We start from the raw sequence: 16,567 nt of genomic DNA on the forward strand, positions 1-16,567 counted from the left end.
TCAAGTAGGGTATTGGATCTAGTGGTCGCGGGGGAGGCCCAGATGGCTCGAACAGTGCTGCCGGAGGAATCCGCCAAGGAAATCTCCGAATTGATCGACGTCCTGATCTCTCTGTTCTTCGAATCGTTACCCCGGCGGGACCAGCGAAACTGGGCCCGCGTATATCTCAACGGCCTCGTGCGCACCAGCGGGAAGAAAACGATCCGCAACATCGCCGGAACGGGAGCGAGTTCCGTCGAGCAGAGCCTCCAGCAGTTCATCAGCAAGTCGCCGTGGGACTGGACCCCCGTACGGCGCTCGCTCGCCCAGTACCTCGAACGCACCGCCCAGCGCCCGCTCGCCTGGGTGGTCCGGCCCATGGTCATCGAGAAGGCGGGCGACCGCTCCGTCGGCGTCGGCCGGCAGTTCGTCCCCCAGCTCGGCCGCACCGCCAACTGCCAGCAGGCCAGCGGGATCTGGCTCGCCTCCAGCGAGTCCAGCTTCCCCGTCGAGTGGACCCTCACCCTGCCCGCGCCCTGGACGAGCGAACTGCTGCGCCGCCGCCGGGCCGGGATCCCCGACACGGCGCGCTCGCTCACCCCCGCCCAGGACGCCGTGCACGCCGTCCAGCGGATGGCCGCCACCTGGCAGCTCCAGCGGCGGCCCGTGGTGATGGAGGTCGCGGGCGGCGACGTCGCCAGCTGCGTCGAGTCCTTCACCCTCCAGGACATCCCGTTCGTCTTCAAGGTCGACGGCTCGCTGCCGGTCTCCTTCGGCGGCGCCGGCCGCCAGCGGCCCGGTCCGTACACGGCGCCCGCCCGCGAGCTGATCGACTCCCTGCGCTCCCAGCGGCGCGTCGTCGAGTGGACCCGGCACGGCCGGGCCGAGGGAGCGGTGACCCTGCTGACCTCGGCCGCCATCCTCGCCGCTCCCGGCGAGGACCGTCCCGTACCGCTCCCGCCGACCCCGCTGCTGCTCATGGGCGCCTGGACGGAGGCGGCGCTGATGCCCACCGAGTTCTGGATCACCAACATCGGCGACCGGCCCCTGGCCCAGCTCTTCCTGCTGGCCAAACTCACCGACCGGGTGTCCCTCGACTTCGCCGAGACCTGCGAACCCGTCGGCATCCGTGACTTCGAGGGCCGCTCCTTCCGCGGCTGGCACCACCACGCCACCCTCGCGAGCGTCGCCCACGCGTCCATGCTGCTCGGCTCCCGTGGCCGGACGTCCGCCGGCGCCGGATACCCCGGCCCCGCCCGCGGCCCCCTCGGCCCCGCCCGCGCCGCCGTCACCCCGGCGGGCCGCCCCACCGGCGCCGCGCCCGCCGTCACCGCCACGGCACCCGCCACCAGCGCCGCCCGAACCGGCCCGGCGCCGGTGCTGCCTCCCCGGCCGTTCATCCCCGGCCAGAGCGCCCGGCGCGCGTACATCCGCTGACCCGTCCGCCGGAACCCGCCCCGGACGGGGGCGCACCGTGGCCCGGATCCCTCTCGCGGCCTTTCGGGGTCATGTCCCGTAGGAAGCCACGAGAGGGTCCGCCACGTCCTGGACGATCGGCCCGGGCGGCATTCGTGCCGGTCCGTGGGAGAATGAAGTACGTGCGTTTTCCCGGCTGCCCCGCATGGGTATGACGGGATCCTCCGACTGACTGGGATGTTCTGCACGTGCGTTTCCTCAATGACCTGAAGCCGCCGTACGACCTGACGTACGACGATGTGTTCATGGTGCCGAGCCGTTCTGCGGTCGGTTCCCGCCAGGGCGTCGACCTCGCGTCGCCCGACGGCACCGGCACCACCATCCCGCTCGTCGTGGCGAACATGACCGCCATCGCGGGCCGCCGGATGGCCGAGACCGTAGCCCGCCGCGGCGGCCTCGTGGTCATCCCGCAGGACATCCCGATCGAGGTCGTCACCGACGTCATCTCCTGGGTCAAGACCCGCCACCACGTGCTCGACACCCCGATCACGCTGGCGCCCACCCAGACCGTCGCCGACGCCCTGTCGCTGCTGCCCAAGCGGGCCCACGGCGCCGGTGTCGTCGTCGACGCCGACAACCGCCCGATCGGCGTGGTCACCGACCACGACCTGACCGGCGTGGACCGCTTCACCCAGCTCTCCGAGGTCATGTCGAAGGAGCTCCTGCTCATCGACGCCGACATCGACCCCCGCGAGGCCTTCAACCAGCTCGACGCCGGCCACCGCAAGCTGGCCCCCGCCGTCGACGGGGACGGCCGCCTCGTCGGCATCCTGACCCGCAAGGGCGCCCTCCGCGCGACCCTGTACACCCCGGCCACCGACGCCGCCGGCAAGCTGCGCATCGCCGCGGCCATCGGCATCAACGGCGACTACGTCGGCAAGGCCAAGCAGCTCCTCGACGCGGGCGTCGACACCCTCGTCATCGACACGGCCCACGGCCACCAGGAGTCGATGATCAACGCGGTCAGGGCCGTGCGCGCGCTGGACCCGCAGGTCCCGATCGTCGCGGGCAACATCGTCGCCGCCGAGGGCGTCAAGGACCTCGTCGACGCCGGCGCCGACATCATCAAGGTCGGCGTGGGCCCCGGCGCCATGTGCACCACCCGCATGATGACCGGCGTGGGCCGCCCGCAGTTCTCCGCGGTGCTGGAGTGCGCCGCCGAGGCCAGGAAGTACGGCAAGCACGTCTGGGCCGACGGCGGCGTCCGCCACCCGCGCGACGTGGCCATGGCCCTGGCGGCCGGCGCGTCCAACGTGATGATCGGCTCCTGGTTCGCGGGCACCTACGAGTCCCCGGGCGACCTCCAGCAGACCGCCGACGGCCGGCTCTACAAGGAGTCCTTCGGCATGGCCTCGGCCCGCGCCGTCCGCAACCGCACCTCGGAGGAGTCCGCCTACGACCGCGCCCGCAAGGCGCTGTTCGAGGAGGGCATCTCCACCTCCCGCATGTTCCTCGACCCCCAGCGCCCGGGCGTCGAGGACCTGATCGACTCGATCATCGCCGGTGTCCGCTCCTCCTGCACCTACGCGGGCGCGGGCTCCCTGGCCGAGTTCGCCGAGAACGCCGTCGTCGGCGTCCAGTCCGCGGCCGGCTACGCCGAGGGCAAGCCGCTCCACGCCAGCTGGAGCTGACCCGCCCCTGAGGCCCACCCGGGTCGTCCCGGTGGCCCCGGGCCCGTTCCTCGCGGACGGGCCCGGGGCCACCGGCGTTCCGGGGGCGGCCCGGCCTGGTCAGGCGGAGGCCAGGCCTGGTCAGGGGCGGGGGCGCTGCTCCCCGGGGGCGGAGCTGTGCACGCCCGCCCGGTACTTGGGGATCCGCAGGGTGACCTTCATGCCGGCCCCGACGCCCGTCTCGATCACCGGCCCGTACGCGTCCCCGTAGACCTGCCGGATCCGCTCGTCCACGTTCGTCAGCCCGATCCCGGACGAGGAGCCGGCCTGCTCCCCGGCCAGGATCCGCCGCAGCAGGGTCGGGTCCATCCCCACCCCGTTGTCCTCGATGCTGATCACCGCCTCCGCCCCCGCGTCCCGGGCGGCGATCGTGATCAGGCACTCCCCGGCGGAGTTCTCCAGCCCGTGCTTGACCGCGTTCTCCACCAGCGGCTGCAGGCACAGGAACGGCAGCGCCACCGGCAGCACCTCGGGAGCCACCTGCAGGGTCACCTTCAGCCGGTCCCCGAACCGGGCCCCCGCCAGGGCCAGGTACTGCTCGATGGACCGCAGCTCCTCGGCGAGCGTGGTGAACTCCCCGTGCCTGCGGAAGGAGTAGCGGGTGAAGTCGGCGAACTCCAGCAGCAGGTCACGGGCCCGCTCCGGGTCGGTCCGGACGAACGAGGCGATCGCGGCCAGGGAGTTGAAGATGAAGTGCGGGGAGATCTGCGCCCGCAGCGCCTTGATCTCCGCCTCCATCAGCCGGGTCCGCGACCGGTCCAGCTCGGCCAGCTCCAGCTGCACCGACACCCACCGCGCCACCTCGGTCGCCGCCCGCACCAGCACCGCCGACTCCCGCGAGCCGTACGCCACCAGCGCCCCCAGCACCCCGTCCTCGCCGGTGAGCGGGGCGACCACCGCCCACTTCAGCGGGCAGTCGGGCCGCTGGCACTCGGTCCGCACGCTCTGGCTCCGCCCCGAGTCCAGCATGACCGCGACCCGGGCCATCGCCCGCCGCTGGTGGTGGTCGGCGCCCGGCCCGTCCCAGGCCAGCACCGCATCCCGGTCCGTCAGGCACAGCGCCTCCGTCCCCAGCAGGGAGCGCAGCCGGCGGGCGGCCTTGCGCGCGGCGTCCTCGGTCAGCCCGGCGCGCAGCGGGGGAGCGGCCAGCGCCGCGGTGTACAGGGTGTGGAACGTGGCCCGCTCCACCGGAGTGCCCAGGTCCGGGCCGGCCGCCCGCTCGGCGCGCCGGGCGTGCCACCGCCCGCCCGCCCAGCCCAGGACCAGTAGCACCGCCCCCGACACCGCCGAGGCGGCCAGCAGCGCCGTGGTCACGCCGTGCCTCCGGTGGTTCGAGCACCGCCCGCACGCCGGCAGCCCGTACGCCTGCCGCCCGTACGGCCGCGGCCCGTACGCCCGTGGTCCGGGCGGCCGCCGCCCGGCAGGGCCCCGGCCACGCTCTCCGGCAGGTGCAGCCGGGCCAGGGTCGCCGCCGTCCCCGCCGGGACCCGCGACCGGGTCGCCACCGACACCAGCGCCATGGTCATGAAGCCCAGCGGCACCGACCAGGCCGCCGGCCAGGCCAGCAGCGCGTGCGCCCAGCCCTCCCGGGCCAGCCCCGCCCGGGTCGCCAGCACCGCGCCCAGCGCCGCCCCGCCGCCCGTGACCATGCCGGCGACCGCCCCGGGCGGGGTCAGGCCGCGCCACCAGATCCCCAGCACCAGCAGCGGACAGAACGACGAGGCCGACACCGCGAACGCCAGCCCCACCGCGTCCGCCACCGGTACGTCCGCCAGGGCCACGCTCCCGGCCAGCGGCACCAGCATCGCCACCAGCACCGCGATGCGGAAGGTCCGCACCCCTCGCCGGGCCAGCACGTCCTGGTGCAGCACCCCGGCCACCGCCATGGTCAGCCCCGAGGCCGTCGACAGGAACGCCGCGAACGCGCCCCCGGCCAGCAGCGCCCCCAGCAGCTCCCCGAGCAGTCCGCCCAGCATCCGCTCCGGCAGCACCAGCACCGCCGCGTCGGCGTCGCCGGTCAGCGCCAGCTCGGGCACGTAGGTCCGGCCGAGGGCCCCGTACAACGGCGGCAGCAGGTAGAAGAAGCCGAGCAGGGCGAGCACCGCCAGGGTGGTGCGGCGCGCGGCCGGGCCGTTGGGGCTCGTGTAGAACCGCACCGCGACGTGCGGCAGCCCCATCGTGCCCAGGAAGGTCGCCAGGATCAGCCCGTACGTCGCGTACAGGCCGAACGCCTGCCGGTCCCCGCCCAGCGGCTGCGACCAGCGCGAGGCCCCGGCCCCGGCGGCCGGCCGGGACAGCGGGACGGGGGTGCCGGGCGTGAACTCCAGCCGCGCAGGGGCCCGTACGAGGTGTTCCCCGGCCGGGAGGGTCAGCAGGGCGTCCGTGTGCGTCCGGCCGTCCACCTGCCCGGTGACGGTCACCGTCAGCGGTGCGTCCAGGATGAGGCGGACGTCCTCGGCGAGGGTGACCGCGGTGTGCTCGCGGAAGGCCGCCGGGGCGTCGAAGGAGGCCCGGGGCGCGCCGTCCCCGGCCCAGGCGGCCAGCAGGAAGAACGCGGGGACCAGCAGCGCGGTGAGCTTGAGCCAGTACTGGAAGGCCTGCACGAAGGTGATGCTGCGCATGCCGCCGGCCGCCACGGCCGCGGTCACCACGGAGGCGACGACGACCCCGCCCACCCAGTGCGGGGCCCCGGTCAGGATCTCCAGGGTCAGCCCGGCGCCCTGCAACTGCGGCAGGAGGTACAGCCAGCCGACCCCGACCACGAACAGCACCGCGGTCCGGCGCACCGCCTGCGACTGGAGGCGGGCCTCGGCGAAGTCGGGCAGCGTGTACGCGCCCGAGCGGCGCAGCGGGGCCGCCACGAGGGCCAGCAGCACCAGGTAGCCGGCGGTGTAGCCCAGCGGGTACCAGAGCATGTCGGGCCCCTGGAGCATCACCAGCCCCGCCACCCCCAGGAAGGAGGCCGCGGAGAGGTACTCCCCGCTGATGGCCGCTGCGTTGAGGCGGGGGCCCACGGTGCGCGAGGCGACGTAGAAGTCGGAGGTGGTCCGTGATATCCGCAGGCCCAGCGCGCCGACCAGGACCGTCACCAGGACGACGACGGTGACCGCGGTCAGCGCGTACGTCTGGTTCACCGGGGGTCCTTCGGCCGGGGAGGGGGGAGGGCGGGGTGACCGGATTCTACGCAGCGCAACCGGCCCGCGACAGGCGGGATCCGGCGTGTTCCGGGGCCTGCCGTCGGCCACCCGGGACCTGCGGAGGTGCCTGCGAAGGCGCCTCGGGAGGCGCCTCGGGGGCTTCAGGGCGCGGGGTCGCGGTGGTCCGTGCAGTCCCGCAGAGCGATCTCCAGCTCCACGTACGAGTCCTCGGCGCGCCGGAAGGCCAGCCGCAGTGCGGCCTCAGCCCGGGGCGGGAGCTGGAGGTGGGACCCCTCGTTCACCGCGTACAGGACGTCGGCCCAGCGGGCGGCGGCGCTGCGCAGCCGGGCGAGGAGCACCTCGGCCTCGGCGGGACCGGCCGGCCGGGTCCGGGGCAGTCCGGCCACTGCGTCGAGCAGCGCCTGGATCTCGGCCATCGGCACCCACCCCCCTTCCCTGACCTTCGCTGATGACCCGCGTTCCCACGATAGGGGCGGCCGGGGGGCCGGGCGCATGCGACCGCCGCCCTTGCGACCGACGGCACGGCTGGGGCGCCGTACGTCCCGTGCGACGCGACGAACGGCCCGGCCGCGCGCCGGACGGTCGGCGGATCAGCCGGTCGCCTGGCGCATCAGCAGGTCCCGCAGCTGGCGCGCGTGCCGGCGGCTGACCTGGAGCTCGGCGGCGCCGATGCGGACGCTGGTGGTGCCGGCGTCGATCCGCAGCTCGTCGATCCTGCGCAGTGCCACCAGGTGGCGGCGGTGGATGCGGACGAACCCGCGGGGTGCCCAGCGCTCCTCCAGGGTGGACAGCGGGATGCGGACCAGGTGGCTGCCGGCGTCGGTGTGCAGCCGGGCGTAGTCCCCCTGGGCCTCGACGTAGGCGATGTCGGCGATGGCCACGAACCGGGTGACCCCGCCGAGCTCGACGGCGATCAGGTCCTGGGCGCGGTCGGCGGCGGCCGCGGCCGCGCTCCCCGCGGCGGGGGCCGCGGCGGTGTCCGGGGCGGGGCGGTGCCGTGCCGGGCCGGCCAGCGGCACCGCGGGCGGGCCGGGCGGGCCGGCCGCGCCGGGCGGCCGCTGCGCGGCGCTGCGGCCGAGGTGGTCGCTGGCCCGCCGGACGGCCTCGGCCAGCCGCTCCGGCCGGACCGGCTTGAGGACGTAGTCCACGGCCTTGAGGTCGAAGGCCTGTACGGCGAAGCCCTCGTGGGCGGTGACGAACACGACCAGCGGCGGATGCGCGAACCCGGCCAGCAGGCGGGCGACGTCGAGGCCGGTGAGCCCGGCCATGTGGATGTCGAGGAAGACCACGTCGATGGCGTCGGCCCCGTCGGGCCCGCTCTCCAGCGCGCGGGTGATCCGGCGCAGGGCCCCGGTCGCGTCGCAGGCGCCTTCGGCGCTCAGGACGCGGTCGTCGGACCGCAGCAGGTACAGGAGTTCCTCGAGGAGCGGCTTCTCGTCGTCGACGGCCAGTACGCGCAGCATGCGACGAGAGTGTAGGGAGCGGCGCGCCGTGGCGGAACGGTGCGCGGCCCGCCCGCCGGGGGAGGGGGAGGCGGGGGGCCGCGCGGCTCGCAGGGTGGGGGGGAGGTGAGGGGAAGGGGTCAGGAGATGGTGATCAGCTTGCCGTCGGGGGAGACGGCGTACCAGGTGCCGCCGACGCCCTGGCCGTTGGTGTCACCGGGCTTCTTGTCGCCGGTGAAGGTGTAGATGGGCCAGCAGTCGACGCTCTGCTGCTTCTTGCCGTCGGGGCGGTCGAGGACCGAGAAGCCCTTCTCGATGATGCCCTTGGCGTTGGCCTTGTCCACCGGGGGCACGACCGGCCACTTGGCCACGCAGTCGCCGGTGCAGTTGGAGGCCATCGGCCAGGCGGTGTCCTTCTTGAAGCGGTAGACCGTCATGCCGTTGCCGTCGACGATGTGGTCGCCGAGCTTGGGGTCCTTCGCCACGGACAGGGACCCCTGGGCCGGGGCGGCGCCGCCGGAGCCCTCACCGGAGCCAGAGCCGGAGCTGCCGGCCCCCTTGGCGGCCTTCTTGCCGTCGGGGGCGAGCGCGAACCAGGTGCCGCCGACGCCCTGGCCGTTCTGCTCGCCGGCCTTGGTGTCCTTGGCGTAGCGGTACACCGGCCAGCCGCCCACCGTCAGCTGCTTGCTGCCGTCGCTGCGGACGACCTCGCCGAGCACGGACGCGTCCATGCCCGAGGCGGCGGTGACGTCGCCGGCCGCGACCGCGGGCCAGGCCTTGGCGCAGTCGCCGTCGCAGTTGGACTTCGGCGGCTTGGGGGTGTCCTTGTCGAAGCGGTAGAGGGTGAAGCCGGCGCTGTCGGTGAGGACCTGGCCGAGCTGCTCGGTCTGCGCGATCGCCAGCTGCCCGGCGGCCTTGGTGCCCGGGTTCGCGCCCGCACCCGCGTCGCCGCCCGAGCCGTAGTCCGAGCCGTACTCCGAACCCGCCTGCGCGGCGGCCCCCGCCGGCTTGACCGCGCCGGCCTTGGTCTCGCCCTGGCCGCAGGCCGTGGCGGTCAGTGCGACGAAGACCGCCACGGTGGCCAGGGTGGTTCCGCGCTTGATGCCCATCTCGATCTCTCCCACGTCGGTGTTCCCGTGTCCGGCGCCCCGATGTGCGGTGCGTCGGCAACTGTGCTCAGGACACGGGGTGGGGAGCCCGGTCTGTTCACGGCGGGCGGTGTGGGGTGTTTCACTCAGCCGCCGTCGAACCCGGCCCGCCGCAGAGCCGTGACCACAGCAAGGCCCATCGCCCGGTGTCCGGCGTCATTGGGGTGCAGCCCGTCCTCCAGGTGCTCGGGTCCGAGCAGGTCCCGGCCGGGCAGCAGGGCCAGCCGGTCGTCCCCGGCGGCGACCCGGTCCCGGGCGGCCCGCTCCATCGCGTCGCGCAGGGCGCCCAGGGTGGCGCCGAGCCGGTTCGGGGTGCGCTCGGCGTCGGGCCGCAGCACCGGGGAGACCAGCAGCAGCGGGGTGCGGGGGTGCCCCTGGCGGACCAGGTCGAGGAAGGTGCGGGTGGTCTCGTACAGCAGGGGTGCCGAATGCGGCACGCGGGACCAGCAGTTGGTGCCGAAGGCGAGGGTGAGGACGTCGGCGGGGAGGGCGGCGAGCTGCTCGGCGGTGGCGAGCTCGCCGCGCGCGGCGCCCGCGTACCCGAGGTTGATCGTGTCCCAGCCGAGCGCCCGCCCGGCGACGGCCGGCCAGCCGTGGGCGGGGCGGGTCGACCACCAGCCCTCGGTGATCGAGTCGCCGTGCACCACCCAGCGCGGCGCGGCCGGCGCCGGGGCGACGGGGCCGCCGATCCCGCGCAGGCCCAGGATCAGCGGGGACTGCGCCTCGGGCGGGTGGACGGTGAAGGGGCCGGGCCCACCGGGCAGGCCGATCCGGACGACGGCCTCGGGGGCCGGGTCGGTCCACACCTCGCGGACCATGCCGTGGCGGTCCCACAGGGCGAAGCCGTGGGAGAGGTCACGCAGCGCGTCGGTGGGGCCGGGGACGGTGGCCCGGTAGTGGATCTCCAGGGCGCGCGCCGTGTCGTCCGCGGTGAACTCCAGCCGCACCCCGATCGGCAGCGTGGCCCGCTCGCCGGTGTCCCAGGGCAGCCGCAGGGTGTCGTCGGGATCGGCGCGGACCGGGCGGCCGCGGTCGAGCCAGGCGACCCCGCGCAGGAAGGGCTGCGGATCGAGCCAGGCGGTGGCCGTGGTGTCGGCATCCATGGCCGCACGCTGCGGCAATTCTGACGGTCTGTCAAGAAGGACGGTTTGGGCGATTCACGCACTGATCGATCATCCGCGTGCAACAAAGGGCTGCTCAGAACGGATCCGTGCAACGATCGTGCGCCAATGTGCAAGGATGGTGCATTACGGGCGGTATCTCTCAGCTCGTAGGCTCACTCGCTGTACGTGGAGTGGCGCGGTCCGCCTGCTCGGCGGTCCGCCCATGCCCAGACACCTGTCTGCGTCCTGCTCCGGATCGCTGCGGCCGATGCCTCAACCCCCATCCGCAGTGTCAAAGGAGTCCCCTCGTGCTCGACCACGACCAGGCGCCGCCGCTCCCGAAGGAGTCGCGGGGGTCTGTGAACCCGCTGCTCCGCCGCAAGCCCGTCGAGCAGCTCGTCGCCGAGGGTGGCCAGGGTGAGGGCGGCACGCTGCGCCGCTCGCTCACGATGTGGCAGCTGACCATGATCAGCATCGGCGCCACCCTGGGCACCGGCATCTTCGTCGTCCTCGGCACCGCCGCCCCCAAGGCCGGCCCCGCCGTGACGATCTCCTTCATCATCGCGGGCCTGACCGCGCTCTTCTCGGCCCTCTCCTACGCCGAGCTGGCCGGCTCCGTTCCGGTCTCGGGCTCCTCGTACTCGTACGCGTACGCCACCATGGGCGAGTTCATAGCCTGGATCTGCGGCTGGTGCCTGGTCCTGGAGTACGCCGTCTCCGTCGCGGCCGTGGCCGTCGGCTGGGGCCAGTACCTCAATGAGCTCCTCGACGGGACCATCGGCGTCACCATCCCCGAGTCGGTCTCCGCACCGCTGGGCGAGGGCGGCTTCATCAACCTGCCGGCGCTGGTCGTCGTCCTGCTCTCGATGGTCTTCCTGATGCGCGGCGCCAAGGAGAGCGCCACGGTCAACTCGATCATGGTCGCGGTGAAGATCGTCACCCTGCTGCTCTTCATCGGCATCGGCGTCATGGGCATCAAGTCCGGCAACTACACGCCGCTCGCCCCGCTCGGCGTCACCGGTATCAGCGCCGCCGCCTCCACCCTCTTCTTCTCGTACATCGGCTTCGACGCCGCCTCCACCGCCGGTGAGGAAGCCAAGAACCCGAAGAAGGACCTGCCGCGCGCGATCATGCTGTCGCTGGGCATCGTCACCGTCCTCTACGTCCTCGTCGCCTTCGTCGCCGTCGGCGCCATGCCGTGGCAGGACTTCGAGGGCACCGAGGCCGCGCTCGCCCAGATCATGACCGACGTCACCGGCACCAGCGTCTGGGGCGTCGTCCTCGCCGCCGGCGCCGTGATCGCGATCTTCTCCGTCGTCTTCGCCGTCCTCTACGGCCAGACCCGCATCCTCTTCGCGATGTCCCGCGACGGCCTCGTCCCCAAGGTCTTCGCCAAGGTCGACGAGAAGACCGGCGCCCCCCGCGCCAACGTCGTCCTCGTCTCCGTCTTCTGCGGCGTCCTCGCGGCCTTCATCCCGTTGGGCAAGCTCGCCGACGCCACCAGCATCGGCACCCTCTTCGCCTTCGGCCTGGTCAACGTCGCCGTGATCGTCCTGCGCCGCACCAAGCCCGACATGCCGCGCACCTTCAAGGTGGCGCTCTTCCCGGTCACGCCGATCCTGGGCTTCCTCGCCTGCGGCTACATGATGTTCAGCCTCGATATGGCCACGTGGATGGTCTTCGGTGGCTGGATGGCGGTCGGCCTCGTGGTGTACTTCAGCTACGGCATCCGCCGCTCCCGACTGGCCACGGAAGAAGTGGCCACAGCAGAAATGTGATCCACCCGCAGTGCGACTGAACGATCTCGACGAACGCATCGTGCACGCCCTCGCCGAGGACGCCCGCCGCTCCTACGCGGACATCGGCTCCGAGGTCGGACTCTCCGCCCCCGCCGTGAAGCGGCGGGTGGACCGGCTGCGCGCCGAAGGGGCCATCACCGGCTTCACCGTCCGCGTCGACCCCGCCGCCATGGGCTGGGAAACCGAGGGTTTCATCGAGATCTACTGCCGCCACAACACCTCCCCGGACGACATCCGACGGGGACTGGAGCGGTACCCGGAGGTGGTGTCCGCGTCGACCGTGACCGGCGACGCGGACGCCCTGGTCCAGGTCTTCGCCTCCGACATGCGGCACTTCGAGCGGGTCCTGGAGCGCATCGCGGGCGAGCCCTTCGTGGAGCGCACCAAGTCCGTGCTCGTCCTCTCCCCGCTCCTGCGCCGCTTCACCTCCGGCGCCCCCGCGTAGGGGCCCGGCAGGAGACGGGTCCCCACGGCCCGCGGCGGCAGCAGAGGTACGACGGAAGGCCCCCGGCACATCGTGCCGGGGGCCTTCCGCCTACCCGCACCGCGCCCCGCGGGGGCGGGGGCGGGGGCGGCGCTCACCGGCCGCCGCGGGCCGCGGCCGCGGGCGCCGGGTCGGCCCCGACGGCCTGTCGGCGGGCCAGCAGCATCCGCCGCTCCTCCTCCGTCAGTCCGCCCCACACCCCGAAGGGCTCGCGCGTCCGCAGGGCGTGCTCCAGGCACGCGACCCGCACCGGGCAGACCGCGCACACCCGCTTGGCCGCCCCGTCGCGCTCATCCCGCTCCGGACCCCGCTCGCCCGCCGGGTGGTAGAAGCGGCCGGGGCCCAGGTTCCGGCAGGCCGCGCGCAGCTGCCACTGCCAGTGGTGGTACGCGGCCCCCGGCAGCCGTGAGACGTCGTTCATGGCGGTGTACCTCCTGTCGTCGATGAGTCCGCGTGTGACCGCTCGACGCCCCGCCAAACCTGCCGACCGCCCCGCCCCGCACCGGATGGCGCGATTCCGCCCCTGGAGGGCCGAGGGCGGGGGCCGGGTCACGACTGCGGGGCCGCCGGGGTGCGCAGGCCGATGAAGGCCGGGCGGCGGCGCAGGGCGAAGCCCATCGACTCGTACAGGGCGATCGCCCCCGTGTTGTCCGCCGCGGCGTGCAGGAACGGCTGCTCGCCGCGGGCCACGACCTCCGCCGCCACCGCCCGGACCAGCCGCGCGGCGAGCCCCCGCCCCCGGTGGTCGGGGTGCGTGCACACCGCGCTGATCTCCGACCAGCCCGGCGGCCGCATCCGCTCGCCCGCCATCGCGACGAGCCGCCCCTCGTGCCGTATCCCCAGGTAGGTGCCCAGCTCGACGGTCCGGTCCAGGAACGGCCCCGGCTTCGTCAGCTCCACCAGTTCCAGCATCTCCGGCACGTCCGCCGGGCCCAGCCGCACCGCCTCCGGCGCGTGCTCGGCCCGGACCGCCGAACCGTCCAGCTGGACCCCGCCGATCGAGAGCACCGTCGTCCACCCGTCCGGCGGGGTCAGCAGCCCGGTGACCCACACCGGCGCGTCCGGCCCCACCAGCTCCGCCAGGTCGGCCCAGGCGCGCGGGTCCCCCGGGTCCGCCAGCGCCGCGAACGGGGAGGTGTCGGCGGTGTAGCGGGCGGCGAGCCCGCCAGGCGCGGTCTCGGCGAAGGCGCCGCCGCCGGGGCCGTTCAGCGCGGCCCAGACCGGGTTGTCCAGGACGTGCGCGGGCGCTGCGGTCTCGGTTTCGGGCGACATGTGCGGGACGCTCCTCTCCATCGGACGGCGCGCCCGGGCCCCGGCACAGCGTTTCGACGGCCCCGCGCACCGCCGACAGACTGCTCGGTACGACGGTCACCATGGTCAGCAACGGTCGCGGGCGGCTTTATGCCCCGTGGAGCGCCGGACGGGCCCACGGCCCGCGCCGACGACGGCCGATATGCTGGACGACCTGCGGCGACCCGACTTCCGGCCGCCCGCCCGCAGCGGTGCCCCGAGGCCCGTTCCGTCCCGCCGTGACGAGGAACCCCGCGCGCCCGCGCAACGAATCGCCGCACCGGCGGACAAACGCGCAACGAATCGATGCGCGCAGCGCAACGGTCACGGCTTGTCGGGGTCGAACGCGTAACCGTACCTTCATAGGACACCACGCCCCATCTGCCACAGAGGTACGCCCATGCCCCCGCTGCGCACCGCCCTCCTCCAGAGCTCCGGAGTTCTCGGCGACACCGCCGTGAACCTGAAGGCGCTCGACGAGGCCGCGGCCCGCGCCGCCGAGGCCGGCTCCGGGCTCCTCGTGACCTCCGAGATGTTCCTGACCGGCTACGCACTGCCGGTCGAGGACATCGCCTCCCTCGCCGAGGCCGCCGACGGCATGTCGGCCCGCGCCATCGGCGAGATCGCCCGCCGCCACGGGCTCGCCGTCCTGTACGGCTACCCGGAGCGGGACGGCGAGACCGTCTACAACTCGGCGCAGCTCGTCGGCCCGGACGGGGCCCGCCTCGCGAACTACCGCAAGACGCACCTGTTCGGCTGCTTCGAGCAGGAGGCCTTCACCCCCGGCGACGTCCAGGTCGTCCAGGCCGAGCTGAACGGCCTCCGCATCGGCATCATGATCTGCTACGACGTGGAGTTCCCGGAGAACGTCCGGGCGCACGCGCTGGCCGGCACCGACCTCCTCCTCGTGCCGACCGCGCAGATGCACCCGTTCCAGTTCGTCGCCGAACAGCTCGTCCCCGTGCGGGCCTTCGAGAGCCAGATGTACATCGCGTACGTCAACCGCACCGGCCCGGAAGGCGAGTTCGAGTTCGTCGGACTCAGCTGCCTCGCCTCCCCGGACGGGGTCACCCGCACCCGGGCCGGCCGCGGCGAGGAGATGGTGATCGGCGAGGCCGATCCCGAACTGCTGCGGAACTCGCGCGAGAACAACCCCTACCTCCGCGACCGCCGCCCCGGGCTCTACTCCTCCCTCGTCTGAGCCACCCGGCCCGCCCCGGCCCGCCCCCGGCCACCCGGCCCGCTCCGTCCTCCCCCCTGCCCCACCCTGCAAGGAGTCGTACCCCATGACGTCCACGGTGCCCACCACCGCCGTCCCGCACAGCGACGGCCAGCCGCCGATCACCATGTTCGGCCCGGACTTCCCGTACGCGTACGACGACTTCCTCGCCCACCCGGCGGGCCTGGGCCAGATACCGGCGACCGAGCACGGCACCGAGGTCGCGGTCATCGGCGGCGGCCTTTCCGGCATCATCTCCGCCTACGAGCTCATGAAGATGGGCCTCAAGCCCGTCGTCTACGAGGCGGACCAGATCGGCGGCCGCCTGCGCACCGTCGGCTTCGAGGGCACCGGCACCGAGGGGCTCACCGCGGAGATGGGCGCCATGCGCTTCCCGCCCTCCTCCACCGCCCTGCAGCACTACATCGACCTCGTCGGCCTGAAGACCGAGCCGTTCCCGAACCCGCTGGCCGAGGCCACCCCCTCGACGGTCGTGGACCTCAAGGGCGAGAGCCACTACGCCGAGACGATCGCCGACCTCCCGCAGATCTACCGCGACGTCGCCGAGGCGTGGAACGCCTGCCTGGAGGAGGGCGCCGACTTCTCCGACATGAACACCGCGATGCGCGAGCGCGACGTCCCGCGCATCCGCGAGATCTGGGCCAAGCTCGTCGAGAAGCTCGACAACCAGACGTTCTACGGCTACCTGTGCGAGTCGGAGGCCTTCCAGTCCTTCCGCAAGCGCGAGATCTTCGGCCAGGTCGGCTTCGGCACCGGCGGCTGGGACACCGACTTCCCGAACTCCATCCTGGAGATCCTCCGCGTCGTCTACACCGAGGCCGACGACCACCACCGCGGCATCGTCGGCGGCTCCCAGCAGCTGCCGCTGCGCCTGTGGGAGCGCGAGCCCGAGAAGATCATCCACTGGGCCCAGGGCACCTCGCTGTCCTCCCTGCACGACGGCACCCCGCGCCCCGCGGTGACCCGCCTGCACCGCACGGCCGGCAACCGCATCACGGTCACCGACGCCTCCGGCGACATCCGCACCTACCGTGCCGCGATCTTCACGGCCCAGTCCTGGATGCTGCTGTCCAAGATCGAGTGCGACGACTCGCTCTTCCCCATCGACCACTGGACGGCGATGGAGCGCACCCACTACATGGAGTCCTCCAAGCTGTTCGTCCCGGTCGACCGGCCGTTCTGGCTGGACAAGGACGAGGAGACCGGCCGCGACGTCATGTCGATGACGCTCACGGACCGCATGACCCGCGGCACCTACCTCCTCGACAACGGCCCGGACCAGCCGGCCGTGATCTGCCTGTCGTACACCTGGTGCGACGACAGCCTGAAGTGGCTCCCGCTGTCCGCGAACGAGCGGATGGAGGTCATGCTGAAATCCCTCGGCGAGATCTACCCCAAGGTCGACATCCGCCGCCACATCATCGGCAACCCGGTGACCGTCTCCTGGGAGAACGAGCCCTACTTCATGGGCGCGTTCAAGGCCAACCTGCCGGGTCACTACCGCTACCAGCGGCGCCTGTTCACCCACTTCATGCAGGACCGCCTCCCGGAGGACAAGCGCGGCATCTTCCTCGCCGGCGACGACATCTCCTGGACGGCCGGCTGGGCCGAGGGTGCCGTGCAGACGGCGCTGAACGCGGTCTGGGGCGTCATGCACCACCTCGGCGGTGCCACGGACTCCACCAACCCGGGCCCGGGCGACGTCTACGACGAGATCGCCCCGGTCGAGCTGCCGGAGGACTGACCTCCGCAGCCCCCGCGACCACGGGCCGCCCCCG

The 16,567-nt window shown here is 73.4% G+C and carries 14 protein-coding genes; 6 read left to right on the forward strand and 8 right to left on the reverse strand.

Annotated elements, in window-relative coordinates:
- Positions 1-42 precede the first annotated feature (42 nt).
- The gene (locus ACSHWO_RS27890; protein ID WP_404238662.1) at positions 43-1,416 is read left to right on the forward strand and encodes an IS701 family transposase; all 1,374 of its coding nucleotides are present in this window, start codon (positions 43-45) and stop codon (positions 1,414-1,416) included.
- 221 nt (positions 1,417-1,637) lie between these two features.
- On the forward strand, positions 1,638-3,086 hold the full coding sequence (locus tag ACSHWO_RS27895) for a GuaB1 family IMP dehydrogenase-related protein (RefSeq protein ID WP_385805321.1): 1,449 nt from the start codon (positions 1,638-1,640) through the stop codon (positions 3,084-3,086).
- A 120-nt stretch (positions 3,087-3,206) separates the two neighbouring features.
- Here the strand turns inward: ACSHWO_RS27895 and ACSHWO_RS27900 are convergent, their stop codons facing one another.
- The 6 genes from ACSHWO_RS27900 to ACSHWO_RS27925 all read right to left on the reverse strand — a co-directional run bounded on the left by ACSHWO_RS27900 (position 3,207) and on the right by ACSHWO_RS27925 (position 9,976).
- Positions 3,207-4,439: a sensor histidine kinase gene (locus tag ACSHWO_RS27900; RefSeq protein ID WP_438315965.1), complete on the reverse strand. Its 1,233-nt coding sequence runs from the start codon at positions 4,437-4,439 to the stop codon at positions 3,207-3,209.
- A complete protein-coding gene (locus tag ACSHWO_RS27905) occupies positions 4,436-6,259 on the reverse strand; it encodes a cation acetate symporter (RefSeq protein ID WP_438315968.1) in 1,824 nt (607 codons plus the stop codon). The genes ACSHWO_RS27900 and ACSHWO_RS27905 overlap by 4 nt, the downstream gene beginning before the upstream one ends.
- Before the next feature lie 164 nt (positions 6,260-6,423).
- A complete protein-coding gene (locus ACSHWO_RS27910) occupies positions 6,424-6,699 on the reverse strand; it encodes a hypothetical protein (RefSeq protein ID WP_438315971.1) in 276 nt (91 codons plus the stop codon).
- A gap of 174 nt (positions 6,700-6,873) precedes the next feature.
- On the reverse strand, positions 6,874-7,746 hold the full coding sequence (locus tag ACSHWO_RS27915; protein ID WP_438315977.1) for a LytR/AlgR family response regulator transcription factor: 873 nt from the start codon (positions 7,744-7,746) through the stop codon (positions 6,874-6,876).
- A gap of 119 nt (positions 7,747-7,865) precedes the next feature.
- Entirely contained in the window at positions 7,866-8,834 is a 969-nt protein-coding gene (locus ACSHWO_RS27920; protein ID WP_438319289.1) for an SCO0930 family lipoprotein, read from the reverse strand.
- Between the two features lie 125 nt (positions 8,835-8,959).
- The gene (locus ACSHWO_RS27925; RefSeq protein WP_438315981.1) at positions 8,960-9,976 is read right to left on the reverse strand and encodes a GDSL-type esterase/lipase family protein; all 1,017 of its coding nucleotides are present in this window, start codon (positions 9,974-9,976) and stop codon (positions 8,960-8,962) included.
- Positions 9,977-10,284: 308 nt separating this feature from the next.
- On the opposite strand from ACSHWO_RS27925, the gene ACSHWO_RS27930 reads away from it, so the two are divergent.
- Entirely contained in the window at positions 10,285-11,754 is a 1,470-nt protein-coding gene (locus ACSHWO_RS27930; protein WP_361091344.1) for an amino acid permease, read from the forward strand.
- A gap of 10 nt (positions 11,755-11,764) precedes the next feature.
- Entirely contained in the window at positions 11,765-12,220 is a 456-nt protein-coding gene (locus tag ACSHWO_RS27935; protein ID WP_007262967.1) for an Lrp/AsnC family transcriptional regulator, read from the forward strand.
- A gap of 133 nt (positions 12,221-12,353) precedes the next feature.
- On the opposite strand, the gene ACSHWO_RS27940 is transcribed toward ACSHWO_RS27935, so the two are convergent.
- Positions 12,354-12,680: a WhiB family transcriptional regulator gene (locus ACSHWO_RS27940; RefSeq protein WP_438315986.1), complete on the reverse strand. Its 327-nt coding sequence runs from the start codon at positions 12,678-12,680 to the stop codon at positions 12,354-12,356.
- A gap of 128 nt (positions 12,681-12,808) precedes the next feature.
- Complete coding sequence (locus ACSHWO_RS27945; RefSeq protein ID WP_385805261.1) at positions 12,809-13,531, reverse strand: GNAT family N-acetyltransferase; 723 nt, start codon at positions 13,529-13,531, stop codon at positions 12,809-12,811.
- A 418-nt stretch (positions 13,532-13,949) separates the two neighbouring features.
- Here ACSHWO_RS27945 and ACSHWO_RS27950 point away from each other — a divergent pair, with 418 nt between their 5' ends.
- Together ACSHWO_RS27950 and ACSHWO_RS27955 are read left to right on the forward strand one after the other, a co-directional pair.
- Positions 13,950-14,750, forward strand: a complete 801-nt coding sequence (locus tag ACSHWO_RS27950) for a carbon-nitrogen hydrolase family protein (protein ID WP_438315989.1) — start codon at positions 13,950-13,952, stop codon at positions 14,748-14,750.
- An 85-nt stretch (positions 14,751-14,835) separates the two neighbouring features.
- Positions 14,836-16,533 (forward strand): flavin monoamine oxidase family protein, encoded by a 1,698-nt coding sequence (locus tag ACSHWO_RS27955; RefSeq protein ID WP_361091332.1) that lies wholly within the window; start codon positions 14,836-14,838, stop codon positions 16,531-16,533.
- The last annotated feature ends 34 nt before the right edge of the window (positions 16,534-16,567 follow it).

Origin of the sequence: Streptomyces pallidus (ex Mingjun et al. 2026), from assembly GCF_051550185.1 — a bacterium.
Classification (GTDB): Bacteria; Actinomycetota; Actinomycetes; order Streptomycetales; family Streptomycetaceae; genus Streptomyces.